The 12,073-nt window shown below is 59.6% G+C and carries 11 protein-coding genes; 5 read left to right on the top strand and 6 right to left on the bottom strand.

From position 1 onward, the window contains the following. Nucleotides 1-41: 41 nt before the first annotated feature. The 4 genes from G5315_RS03205 to G5315_RS03190 are packed head-to-tail and all read right to left on the bottom strand — an operon-like array spanning nt 42 to nt 3,196. Nucleotides 42-1,208, bottom strand: a complete 1,167-nt coding sequence (locus tag G5315_RS03205; RefSeq protein ID WP_421332413.1) for a hypothetical protein — start codon at nt 1,206-1,208, stop codon at nt 42-44. Next, on the bottom strand, nt 1,208-1,579 hold the full coding sequence (locus G5315_RS03200; RefSeq protein ID WP_005338463.1) for a GtrA family protein: 372 nt from the start codon (nt 1,577-1,579) through the stop codon (nt 1,208-1,210). Before G5315_RS03200 ends, G5315_RS03205 begins: the two co-directional genes overlap by 1 nt. Beyond that, nucleotides 1,576-2,595, bottom strand: a complete 1,020-nt coding sequence (locus tag G5315_RS03195) for a glycosyltransferase family 2 protein (protein ID WP_058056731.1) — start codon at nt 2,593-2,595, stop codon at nt 1,576-1,578. The genes G5315_RS03200 and G5315_RS03195 overlap by 4 nt, the downstream gene beginning before the upstream one ends. A gap of 55 nt (nt 2,596-2,650) precedes the next feature. Further along, nucleotides 2,651-3,196 (bottom strand): hypothetical protein, encoded by a 546-nt coding sequence (locus G5315_RS03190; RefSeq protein WP_041202288.1) that lies wholly within the window; start codon nt 3,194-3,196, stop codon nt 2,651-2,653. Nucleotides 3,197-3,512: 316 nt separating this feature from the next. Between G5315_RS03190 and G5315_RS03185 the strand changes: the two genes are divergently transcribed. From G5315_RS03185 to G5315_RS03170, 4 genes are all read left to right on the top strand, one after another. Next, entirely contained in the window at nt 3,513-4,277 is a 765-nt protein-coding gene (locus G5315_RS03185; protein ID WP_129504524.1) for a substrate-binding periplasmic protein, read from the top strand. A 92-nt stretch (nt 4,278-4,369) separates the two neighbouring features. Beyond that, nucleotides 4,370-5,854: a L,D-transpeptidase family protein gene (locus G5315_RS03180; protein WP_005358830.1), complete on the top strand. Its 1,485-nt coding sequence runs from the start codon at nt 4,370-4,372 to the stop codon at nt 5,852-5,854. A 164-nt stretch (nt 5,855-6,018) separates the two neighbouring features. Next, nucleotides 6,019-6,564: a DUF882 domain-containing protein gene (locus G5315_RS03175; protein WP_005338458.1), complete on the top strand. Its 546-nt coding sequence runs from the start codon at nt 6,019-6,021 to the stop codon at nt 6,562-6,564. 47 nt (nt 6,565-6,611) lie between these two features. Beyond that, nucleotides 6,612-6,863 (top strand): lipoprotein, encoded by a 252-nt coding sequence (locus G5315_RS03170; protein WP_005338457.1) that lies wholly within the window; start codon nt 6,612-6,614, stop codon nt 6,861-6,863. A gap of 85 nt (nt 6,864-6,948) precedes the next feature. Here the strand turns inward: G5315_RS03170 and G5315_RS03165 are convergent, their stop codons facing one another. Next, a complete protein-coding gene (locus G5315_RS03165; protein ID WP_005338456.1) occupies nt 6,949-7,563 on the bottom strand; it encodes a trimeric intracellular cation channel family protein in 615 nt (204 codons plus the stop codon). A gap of 146 nt (nt 7,564-7,709) precedes the next feature. Then, the gene (cysZ, locus tag G5315_RS03160) at nt 7,710-8,474 is read right to left on the bottom strand and encodes a sulfate transporter CysZ (protein WP_005338455.1); all 765 of its coding nucleotides are present in this window, start codon (nt 8,472-8,474) and stop codon (nt 7,710-7,712) included. A gap of 214 nt (nt 8,475-8,688) precedes the next feature. Here cysZ and G5315_RS03155 point away from each other — a divergent pair, with 214 nt between their 5' ends. Next, nucleotides 8,689-12,063: an AAA family ATPase gene (locus G5315_RS03155; RefSeq protein WP_421332411.1), complete on the top strand. Its 3,375-nt coding sequence runs from the start codon at nt 8,689-8,691 to the stop codon at nt 12,061-12,063. The last annotated feature ends 10 nt before the right edge of the window (nt 12,064-12,073 follow it).

Below are 12,073 nucleotides of genomic sequence, written 5' to 3'. Positions count from 1 at the left end.
TCAGGTGACCGGCATTTGGTGTGTCAGGCATTGTCGTCACATCAGACGGTGAAGAACTTGAAGTTGACGAAGGCCACCGCGATGAAGGAAGCAACCATGCCGCTGAGGCAGAGCACAGCAGGGCGGATGGCAGGCCAGCGATGGGTCAGCAGAATGATGGCCAGCAGGGTCGGGTAGAGCCCGAACATGTAGCGTGGCATGGCGTTGAGGCCGGTCATCAGCGGGATGGTGCAGCAGATGAACATCAGGGTCGCTTCGGCCCAGCGTTTCTGGCTAAACAGGTAGCCGTTCAGGCACCAGCCGAAGATCACCATGATAGAGAGGTAAGCCTTGCGGCCGCCCAGCTCGAAACCGCTCAGCCACCAGTCCAGCGGGCTGTCCATGTAGCGACCCCATGCCACCTGAATGTGTTTGAAGGCGAAGGCATCGCCGGTCAGGTGATAGAGGTAGACCATGTAGGCAAACAGGCCAAACGGGATCATCCAGAGGGTGAAGACCACCTTGAAAGCTCGCTCGGTAAAGCGGAAAAATTCCCGCCAGCCGTAAGCATGCAGCGCCAGGATCAGCACCGGGAAGACCATCATCACCCCCAGGTTGCGGGTGGCGGAGATACAGACCCCCAGCACGGCCACCATCAGCCACTGCTCCCGATAGGCGAACAGGAACATCCCCAGCATCAGTGCCATAAAGGTCGACTCGGTATAACCGGAGACGAAGTAGGCGGAGAAGGGGGAGAAGGCGAGCAGCCAGACGCCGAAGCGGGCGGTATCGTCACCCAGTTTGAGCTGACGCAGCACCAGCAGCATCAGCGGCAGGCTGGCGAAGAAGGAGGCGTTGGCCACAATGATGAGGCCGATCAGGCTCTCGACATTGAACAGGTTGGAGATGGCACCGGAGACCATCGGGTAGAGCGGCATAAAGGCCCAGTTGGCCGCATTGCCCTTGCTCAGCCAGCGCGGGTAGAGATCGTAGCCGTTCTCGATAATGCGCTGGAACCAGACGCAGTCGAACTGACAATAGGCCTGCAGCGGGCCGATGTCGGGGGAGCCATAGAGCTGGACACCGAAGTAACCCATGCCATACAGCGCCACCCGGCTCAGCATGAAGGCAGCGATGATCATCAGCCAGTCACGACCGCTGATGCGCAGTGACGGGCGATAGGGGAGTGCAGCCCCGGTTAGCGGGGCAGTATTGGTCATATCATTCATCAGGCAAAAACCCAGACGCGAGAGAGAACGTAAGTGAGGACGGTAACGGTCAGGGTGGCGATGACCACCGGCAGCAGACCGGAGAGTCCCGCAAACAGCAGGCCGCTCAGGATCAGGTTACGCACCGCCAGCGAGAAGAGGGCAACCAGCAGAAACTTGCTGGCGGCTCCCTGCTTCTGGAAGGTGATGTAGCGGTGACCAAAGAAGGAGAACCAGAACGCGATGGCAAAAGCCAGCGTGGTAACCAGGTGCTCCGAGATGGTGGGCCAGGTATGAAACAGTGCGATGGAGGTGCCAAGGTCGACGAGGGTAGCCCCCCCGCCGACAAAACCGAAACGTACCAGCCGCCAGAATTCCTCGCGGGAGATCATTGAGGCGCTTGCTCCTGCTGCTCTTGCGGGTTGCTGTCAGCGCTCTGTGGTTTGGCCGCATCCTGCTTGGCATACTGGCCATAGACCCCTTCAATGAGGTAGACCGGGCGCTGTTTCACTTCCACGAACATGCGGCCGATGTACTCGCCTATGATGCCGAGCGACAGCAGCTGGATACCGCCGAGGAACAGCACTACGGACATCAGGGAGGCGTAACCGGGCACGTCGATGCCGAAGAAGATCACCTGGGTGATGATTTTCAGGATATAGAGGAAGGCCACCAGCGAGACGCTGACACCCACATAGCTCCAGACCCGCAGCGGCCAGCTGGAGAAGCTGAGCAGACCGTCGAGGGCGAAGTTCCACAGTTTCCAGTAGTTGAACTTGGTTTCACCGGCGTGACGAGCCGGGCGCTCGTAGGGGACGCCAACGGCACGGAAACCGGCCCAGGCAAACAGCCCCTTCATAAAGCGGTTGCGCTCCGGCAGCAGCTTGATCGCTTCGACCACGCGACGGTCGATCAGGCGGAAGTCACCGGCGTTTTCCGGTAGCTTGGTGCTGGTGGAGAGGGCGTTGAAGAAGCGGTAGAAGCCACCGGCAGTCAGGCGCTTCATCGGGGTATCGGCGCTGCGATCGACGCGGATGCCGTAGACGGTGTCATAGTCACCGGTCTGCCACAGTTTAACGAACTCCAGGATCAGGGCGGGCGGGTCTTGCAGATCCACGTCCATCGGCACGATGGCATCCCCTTTGGCCTGATGCAGACCGGCGGTCAGGGCCGCTTCTTTACCGAAGTTGCGTGCCAGGTTGACCAGGGTCACGCGCGGGTCACGGGCGATGGCCTGCTCGACCACTTCACGGGTGCGGTCACGGCTGCCATCGTTAACGAATACAATTTCAAGCTGGTCTTTCAGCGGGGCCAGTTCGTTGTCTATCGCGTTGATGAAGGCATCGATGCTCTCTTCCTCGTTGTAAACGGGAACGACCAGAGAGAGTCGAAAATCTGGATGCGACATAAGAACGTCCTTATTTGGGATAGTTGTTTTTATAAAATGGTATTCGGGGCAAGGATCACTGGGCTACGGTCAAACGTACCGACTGCACATTGATGGGAGTAGGTGCCGAGAGCGCCAGAAAATTGGGGCGCTTGGGATCTGCCGTGAGCGAGTCGCCGGGCAAACTGAGGCGGATTTCGTTGATGCCCGCTTTGGCCAGTTTCACCGTGGTGGTGAAGTCGTGACCCAGCGCCACTTTCAACAGGGCACCGGCTTCCGGGCTGTTGATGCGGGCCTGTACGGTAAGCTGATCCGGATTGGCCGCCTGCTTGGGCAGCACAAAGTAGAGACCGCCCTGACCGCTGAGCAGGGTACCTTCGTCGCTCGGCTTCTTGGCCCAGCCTTCGCTGGAGAGGAAGCGGCTCGGCTTGGTCAGATTGAGCTCGTTACCCGGCTGATAGGTCATGCTGGAGTTGTGTTCCCAGAAGCGGGTTTTGCCTTCCAGATAATAGAGTTTGTAGGCCAGGCTCACGTTGGGGTGAGCAGCCAGATAGAGGGTGTAAAGATAAAAACCGCTTAACGCCAGAATGGCAGTCAAAAAACCGAACTTTTTGTACGTCATATCACTCTCTATGCCTGACAGAATGGGTAGGCCGATGTCGCGCATATGCTAATCCAATTGCAAAAAAAGCATAGTGGATCACAAAAAAATATTTGGTCACATATTAACCCCTTTTTACCCCTGTTCCAAACGTTGCTGTTTCCCGGTTAAACAGGTCTGGCGGGGCGCCGGTTGCCAATGGTGCTCCGGCAGGGCAATTGGCAAATAGACGTGCTTTGCTGCGTCATTTTCTAGCGGATGCGATAGTCATCTGGCCTCTATCGCCATTTTGCAGGGGGCGATTTATGATGACTCACTTATTCGTCAAGGATGACATATGAAGTGGATCTCTTGCTGTCTGTTGCTTGGATTATGGGCGCCAATGGCATTGGCCAGGGCCCTGTGTCCCGAGCCTATTCAGGTCGGTTACGATAACTGGCCCCCTTACCATTATTACGAAGCCGATTCACCGCAAGAGGTGCGCGGTTATGCCGCCGAGGTGCTGACGGCTGTGCTCACTTCCATGCACTGCAAGGTCAACTATGTGGAGCTGCCCTGGAAGCGCGTACTGCACGAAATGGAGCATGGCGAGATAGACATGGCGATGGAGGCGAATATCAATGATGAGCGCGCCCGTTATGCCTGGTTTTCCGACTCCTACAACCCGGGGCGCACCTTGCTGTGGATCCGCAAGGGCAGCCACTATCCCGAACAGGATCTGACGAGCTGGCTGGCCAGTGGTTACTCTCTCGGCGTTACCAAAGAGTACTTCTATGGTGAGGAAGTGATGTCGCTGCTCGCTCGCTATGCCAAACAGGTGAGTGCGGTGAGCGACCAGCAAAATTTTGAGAAGCTGGCCCGCGGCCGGATCGACGGTTTCCTCGGTGACATGCTGGCTACCCCCAGCGCCCTTAACAAGGAGGGGATGAGCGGTCTGTTCACCAGTCACCCCATGGTGGTATCTGAATCGCCAAGCTTCTTTATGTTGGGCAAGCGCAGCTTTTCGCCGCAGTTCTTGCAACAATTTAATCAGGCGTTGGCGCGGTTCAAGGAGACAGATGCGTATGACATTATCTGGCAGCGTTATGCCCCCGGGCGCTAGCAAAGTATTGGCCGTTCACGCATCATGAGCGGCCTGAGTATCGGGTCTGCTTGTCAGGCCCGACAGAGTGAACAAACCGTTTTGAGGTACCCATGGGGATGAAGTATTGGCTGGCCCTTGCCAATCTGGTGTGGCTGGGATGTTTGCCCGCTGGCGCGGTACATGCGACCGAAGCACAAGTTGTGGTGGCGGCCAGTGAAACCGGACACGACTGGTATCAGGGCAGTCAGGCCGAACAGGCCCGTGTCGAGCTGGAGCAGCAGTTGCAAGAGGCTGTGCTTGCCCAGCTGCATCCCGATTTTTTCACGCTGTGGAAGCGCCTGCAGGCCACCCCTGCAGACAAGCGTGGCGCCATCTATGACGACATTTTTACCAAGCTGAGCCGTTTCCAGCACGCCTGGCGGGGGATGGATCTGGTCTCTCGCGAGCAGATGAAGACCCTCAAGCTCGATTTGAACCGCCCTGTGGTGACCCAGCCCAGCGATGATGACCTGCTCACCCAGGTGAAATCCCTGCGCCCTCAGGTGGCGGAATACGAGGCGGTGCGGGCCAAAGTGCACAAACTGCTGGCAATGCCGATGGCCAGCAAGTGGCCGACCCTCGATATGCCGACCCTGCGTGCCGGAGAGAGCTCCGCCGAGCTCGGCCAGATCCGCGCCATGCTCAACGAGCTGGGCGACAGCGCCCCGAGCCATGGTGATCAGATTTACGATGGTGATACCGAGCAGGCCATCAAACAGTTCCAGCGTCGTCACGGTCTCACCGCGGACGGCATTATCGGTCGTCAGACCCGCTCCTGGCTCAATACCGGCCCGCAAGTGCGCGCCAGCCTGCTGCTGCGCAACCTGTGGCGTCGTGATCTGGTGGATCAGCTCGCCGGTGGCCGCTACGTGCTGGTCAATATTCCCGACTACCGTCTGAGCGTGGTGGAGTCCGGCAACGAGGTGTTTACCAGCCGGGTCATCGTCGGCAAGGAGCAGCGGGCCACCCCCATTCTGGCCAGCGAAATTCGCTCCATCGTGCTCAACCCCTCCTGGCATGTGCCGCGCTCCATCCTGAGCAAGGATATCCTGCCCAAGCTGGGTCGCGATCCCGCCTATCTGAGTCGCGAGCAGTTCGAGGTGATCGACAGCGAGGGCAATCCGGTCCAGTTCACCGAAGAGGGGTGGCATCAGGCGCTGGCCGCCGGTTTCCCCTATCGCCTGCGGCAAAAGCCGGGGGATCACAATGCCCTGGGGCGCTACAAGTTCTACCTGCCCAACAATGACGCCATCTATCTGCACTCCACCCCGCGCAAGGCGCTGTTCGAACAGGGAGCGCGCGCCTTCAGCTCGGGCTGCATCCGGGTGGAACATGCGGACGATCTGGCCGAACTGTTGCTGGCAGATTCCCGCTATCAGCCGGACAAGGTGGCCAATATCCTCAAGGAGAGCCAGACCAAATGGTTGCCGCTCACCACGCCGATCCCGGTCTTTACCGTCTACTGGAGCAGCTGGATCGACGAAAATGGTCGCCAGCAACTGCGTAACGACATCTACGGATTTGATCGGGTCAGCTTCCAGAGCCGCCTGCTGTGATCCCTGCCACAGAGTGAAAAGCCCGGCCGGTGCCGGGCTTTTCTATGGGCGATTGAGGTTTGACAGGGCGCCCCGCAGGAGGGTAGTTTCAAGCGCCTGTATCACATTCAATCAGTGATCTTATTCAACTATTTTCGCTTGAATCTGCGATGGACGAACCCCTTATGCTGGAACAAGAGATAAGTCGACGTCGCCTGTTGTTGGGAGCCGGTTGCCTGTTGGGCAGCTCGCTGATCTCCTTCCCTGCACTGGCCAGCCGCAGTACCACCGGGCGTGAACTCAGTTTCTTCAATCTCAATACCGGCGAGCGGGTGCGCGCCAGCTATTGGGAGAACGGCCACTATCTGAGCGACGGGTTGGCCGAGCTCAACCACATCTTCCGCGATTACCGGCGCAACGAAGTGTTCAACATCGACAAGAAGTTGTTTGATCAGCTGTTTCTGTTGCAGCACAAGCTGGGTCGGCGCAGTGAAATCCAGCTGATCTCCGGCTATCGCGCCCCGGCAACCAATCGTCAGAAGCGCCACAAAAGCCGCGGCGTGGCCAAGCACAGCTACCACACCCTGGGGCAGGCGGTGGATGTGCGGATCCCCGGCGTACAGCTGGCCCATCTGCGCAAGGCGGCGCTCCAGCTCAAGGTGGGTGGGGTTGGTTACTATCCCCGTGATAACTTCGTTCACCTCGATACCGGCCCGGTGCGCAGCTGGTAAAGGGGTTGGCAAACTGCCAAGCTCTTCCCACCAGAGAGGAGATTGCGATGAAAAAGATAGTGATTGGCGGCCTGATCGCCCTGTTGTTGACCGGTTGCAGCAAGCTCAACCGTGAAAATTACGACCAGTTGAAGATGGGGATGAGTTACGCCGAGGCCAGCACCATTCTGGGCAAGGCGGAGCGTTGTGACGATGCGCTGGGCACCACCAGCTGCCTCTGGGGCGGAGAAGGGAAGAATATCAAGATCCGCTTTATCGCCGACAAGGCGACCTTCTTTAGCTCGGAAGGGATTAACTGAGTCGCAGACCGTCCATGAAAAAAGCGCCGCTCGGGCGCTTTTTTGTTGCTCGCAATCCAACCCGCCTCGCCAGAAGCTGGCGTACTCAGTGGGTCGCGTACTGGTAGTTGAAGGTGGGTAGACCCCACTTGAAGCGAACCGCCAGCAGTCGTAGTACAAAGCCGATCCCGATGGAACCGAACGCGGCCCAGTTGGTCGGCAAGCCCTGATCCAGCGCCAGACAGTAAAGCGCTGCGGTGATCAGCGAAATGGCTGCATAGAGCTCGCGACGAAATACCAGTGGAATCCGCTGGCAGAGCAGATCCCGCAGCACCCCGCCAAAGACCCCGGTCACTACCGCCATGATGCAGGCAATACCGGCGCCGTGGCCCATATCCAGCGCCCGGGCCGCACCGAAGATGGAGAAGACCACCAGTCCCAGGGCATCAAGGGCCATGAACAGCTTGCCGAGATAGCGCATCAGGGGGGCGGAGACCACACCCGCCATCGCAGCTGCGGCAACCAGCAGCACATATTCCGGATGTTCAATCCAGAGCAGCGGATAGTGGCCGAGCAGCACATCACGAATGGTGCCACCACCGATGGCCGTCGCCGAGGCGATGATCACCACACCAAACAGGTCCATCCGTCGCCGACCCGCGGCCAGCGCGCCGGTCATCCCTTCGGCCACCAGGCCCACCAAGAAGAGTGCATGTAACATGAGATATCCCAGGGAACGAGAAAGGCCAGAATCCTACCAACTCGTGTCATATGGGACAAGCTATCGAATGCATGCATTAATTTAATTCATGCTAAATACGAAAAAGGCACCGTTTCGGGTGCCTTTTTCTAATCAATGTTCAAGGGTTAGCGCCCCAACTGCTCTTGCCGGTAGTGATCGACCCACATGGCGGTGGCACCACAGATGGCGACTGGCATCACGAAGAGGTTCACCACCGGAATGGCGGAGAAGAGGGTCACCAAAGCGCCGAAGCTCAGGCACTTGCCGCGGCGCTGCTTCAAGGCATCGCGCATGGTGATGAAGTCGATCTTGTGGTTGTCGAACGGATAATCCACATACTGGATCGCCATCATCCAGGCGCTGAACAGGAACCAGAGCACCGGCGCCAGGGTCTGGCCCACCACAGGGATCAGGAACAGGATCAGGCAGCCGATGGCCTTGGGCAGGTAATACTTCAGCTTGGTCCATTCGCGGCCGAAGGTGCGTGGCACATCCTTGACGATATCCAGCATGCCGCTGTCATTGGCGGGCTGACCGGTGAGGATCTGCTCCACCTTCTCCGCCAGCAGGCCGTTGAAGGGGGCGGCTACCCAGTTGGCAACCGAGCTGAAGATAAAGGAGAAGACCACCAGTATGGTGATGAGGGCGATGGGCCAGAGCAGGTAGTCCAGCCAGTCGAGCCAGGCGGGGATCTGCTGATGGAGCCAGGCGAACAGGCCGTCCAGTTGCAGCAGCAGGGCATAGAAGGCCCCTGCAAACAGCACGAAGTTGACCAGCAGGGGGATCAGCACAAAGGTGCGGATGCCCGGTTGGCGAATGAGGGAAAACCCGCGCAGAAAGTAGTCTGCACCGCTGATTGAATCTTTGACCATATGGGGTGATTGGCTCATGTGAGCTCCATCTATGCATGGGAGAACTGCCAGCATATTACAAACAAGCCTTTGATTTGGTAAAGTCGCCGACTATTCCTTATTTCGTGCCGTGGCGACTGAAAATCGGGCATTGAATGGGGATGATGCCTGCATATTACAAACAAAGCCGGGTCTGGATTTGGTAAAGTCACCTGCCCGCATCCTCTTTATTTAGCCACTGATACAGGTCGCCATGCGTCTGAAACTGATCAAACTCGCCGGCTTCAAGTCGTTCGTCGAGCCGACCCGCATCGAACTGTCGGCAGACATGACCGCCGTGGTGGGCCCCAATGGCTGTGGCAAATCCAACGTCATCGACGCGGTGCGCTGGGTGCTGGGGGAGAGTTCCGCCCGCCATCTTCGCGGCGAAAACATGACCGATGTCATCTTCAACGGCTCAATCAACCGCAGTGCGCACGGGCGCGCCTCGGTCGAGCTGGTGTTCGACAATCCCCATAACCGGGTGCCCGGCGAGTTCGGCCGCTTTACCGAGATCTCGGTGCGCCGCGAAGTGCTGCGCGATGGCTCCAACCACTATCAGATCAACGGTCAAAAGTGCCGCCGTAAGGATGTGACCGACCTCTTCCTCGGCACCGGTCTTGGCCCTCGCAGCTACGCCATCATCGAGCAGGGCACTGTCAGCCGACTGGTGGAGTCACGTCCGGCCGATCTCAAGCTCTTTATGGAAGAAGCCGCCGGGGTCTCCCGCTACAAGGAGCGGCGCCGCGAGACCGAGCAGCGCATTCGCCACACTCAGGAGAACCTGGAGCGCCTCGGCGATATTCGCGGCGAGCTGGGTTCGCGCCTTGACCACCTCAAAGCCCAGGCCGAAACGGCCGAGCGCTACAAACAGCTCAAGAGTCGTTCGCGCGCAGCTCGCGCCGAGCTGATTGGCTCCGAGTTGTGGGCGCTGGAGACGCGCCTTGGCGAGGCTAAAACCGAACTTGCGCAGGCCGAGCAGGCGCTGGCGGCGCTCGATGCCAAGCGCACCGCCGATGAGGGGCGCCACGTCACCCTGTCGGTCGCCAGACAAGAGGCGCAAGCCGAACAGGCGAGCCGCCAGCAACAGATTTTTCTCGGCGGGCAGGCCATCGCCCGTCTCGAGCAACAGCAACTGCACCAGAGTGAACTGGGGCGCGACTGGCAGGCCCGTGCAGAGGCGCTCGGTGAGCGGATCGCCACCCGCAAGGCGCAGCTTGCCAGCCAGCAGGATCAACTGACCGAAGGGGTATTGCGCGCCGAGCAGGAGAGTGCCCGGCTGGAGCAGTGTGAGCAGTTGCTCACCGAGCAGCAGGAGGCCCGCCAGCACGCCAGCGAGCAGCTGGAACAGGCCCGCTTGCGCCAGCAGCAGTGGCAACAACAGTTGGCCGGGTTGCAGGGGCAGCTCAACCAGACTCGTACCCGGTTGGGTGGCCTGCAGGAACTGCAAGCCAAGACCCGGCTGGCCCGCCTCAAACTGGAAGATGAACGCGCGGGACCCCTCGGCGCTGAGGCCGATGACCTGCAACCGGCCCTCGATGCCCTGAGTGGTGAGCTGGAGCTGACGCGGGCGGCTAATGGCGAGCTGACCGAGCAGCTGGCGCAGGCGGTCGACACCCATGAACAACTCAAGCAGCAGTATGGCCAGCAGTTGAGCCTGCAGCGGGAACTGGAGGCGCGGCTGGCGACCCTGGATCAAATCCTGGGCGAGCAGATGGAAGGGGCGACCCTGGCGGATCGACTGCAGGTTGCTCCCGAATGGGCACAGGCGCTCGACAAGGTGCTGGGTCGCTGGCTCACCGCAACGCCGGCGGACGAGTGCGATCTGGCGCAAGAGGGGCTCTGGATTGGCCCGGCGCAACCGGCGGTTGCCGGTACGCTGGCGGCGCAACTGGGCGGCGAGCATATTCCCGCCTTCCTCAATGCCATCTGGCTGGTCGAGAGCCGGGAGGCCGCATTGGCCCGCCAGCCAAGCCTTGCGGCCGGTGAGTCGGTACTGACTCCTGCTGGCGACTGGCTGGGGCCAAACTGGGCAGATCTGGGGCAAGGCGCGGCGCTCGGCACCATGGCACTGCTGGGTGAGCGTGAGCGGTTGCATACCGAGCAGGAGAGGGTTGCCGCGGGGTTGGTACAGCTAAGCGAGCAACTTGTGGCTGCCGATGCCCGGCGTGCCCAGCTTGCCAGCGCGCAGGAGTTGTCGCAGCGAACCTTGCGCGAGCAAGAGCAGAAATGGCAACAACTGCGCGAAGCTTGGAGCCTGCAACAGGGTCAGTGGCAGGAGCGGTTGCAGCGGCTCGGTCAGCTCGGCGAAGAGCTGATCCGGCTCGATCAGGAGCAGGCCGAAGAGGCTGAGCGGCTGGCCAGCGCCCGTGAACAACTGGAGCTCGATGAGGCGCGCCTTGCCGAGTTGCAGGAGCAGGGGGAGCCGCTGACACAAGGGTTGCAGCTCGCTCAGGAGCAGCTGACCCGCAGCGAGCGGACGGTCGACGAGGCCCGTGCGCGCCGCGAGCAGCAACAAGCGACCTGCCAGCGTTTGCAACTGGAGTTGGGCAATCTGCGCCAACTCATTACCCTGGGCGAAGAGGAGTTGGCGAGGCTCGGCCTGGAGCTGGCCGGGCTGAAAGGGCCGGATAGCGAGGCCGTGCCGGATCTGGCGCCCCTGCTGGCTGAGCAGCGCAATCTTGAGGCGCAGCAGCTCGCCTGCCATCAACGGCTTGCGGAGCTGGAGCGCCAGCTCGGTGAGCTGGAGCAGGCCAGAAGTGCCGATCACAAGCAGTTGGTGACTCTGCAAGAGAAGCTGGCAACCCTGCGCCTTGAGCGCGAACGCAACCTCACCCGCCGGCAAGGGTTGCACGAGCAGTTCGAAGAGCTGGGTGTTCGACTGGTAGATCTCGATCAGGCAGTGCTGATCGCAGCTGATCGCGGCAAGCTGCGGCAGGAGATCCAGACCCTGGAGGCGCAAGTGGAGGCGCTCGGTGCCATCAACCTGGCGGCGCTGGAGGAGTACGAAGAGGCGAAAACCCGGGCAACCTACCTCGAAAATCAGTGTCAGGATCTCGAGCAAGCTCTGGAAACCTTGAGCCAAGCCATTAAAAGAATTGATAAAGAGACACAAATACGGTTCCGGGACACTTTCGATAAGGTCAACGAAGATTTAAAATCCCTGTTTCCAAAAGTGTTCGGTGGGGGCAGTGCCTGGCTTGAGCTCACCTCTGATGATCTTTTGGAGGCCGGAGTGAGCATCATGGCGAGACCTCCGGGTAAGAAGAATGCTACCATTGCCCTGCTTTCCGGGGGGGAGAAGGCGTTAACCGCGCTTGCGCTGGTTTTTGCCATCTTCAGACTCAACCCAGCACCTTTTTGTCTGCTGGATGAGGTGGATGCACCGCTCGATGAAGTGAACGTCGGTCGCTTCTGTTCTCTTGTCAAAGAGATGTCGAGCACAGTACAGTTCGTTTACATCAGTCATAATAAGGTCTCCATGGAGATGGCTGAGCAGCTGGTTGGCGTCACGATGCAAGAGCCCGGGGTTTCTCGCATTGTGTCGGTCGATATCGGTGAAGCCGTCGCTTTGGCTGAGCAAAACTAGAAAGAGAAGC

The sequence above is a fragment of the Aeromonas sp. 603607 genome, from assembly GCF_049171595.1.
GTDB classification, from domain to species: Bacteria; Pseudomonadota; Gammaproteobacteria; order Enterobacterales; family Aeromonadaceae; genus Aeromonas; species Aeromonas veronii.
Note: the sequence above shows the minus strand (reverse complement) of the source record. Positions and strands in the feature narration are given on the sequence as shown.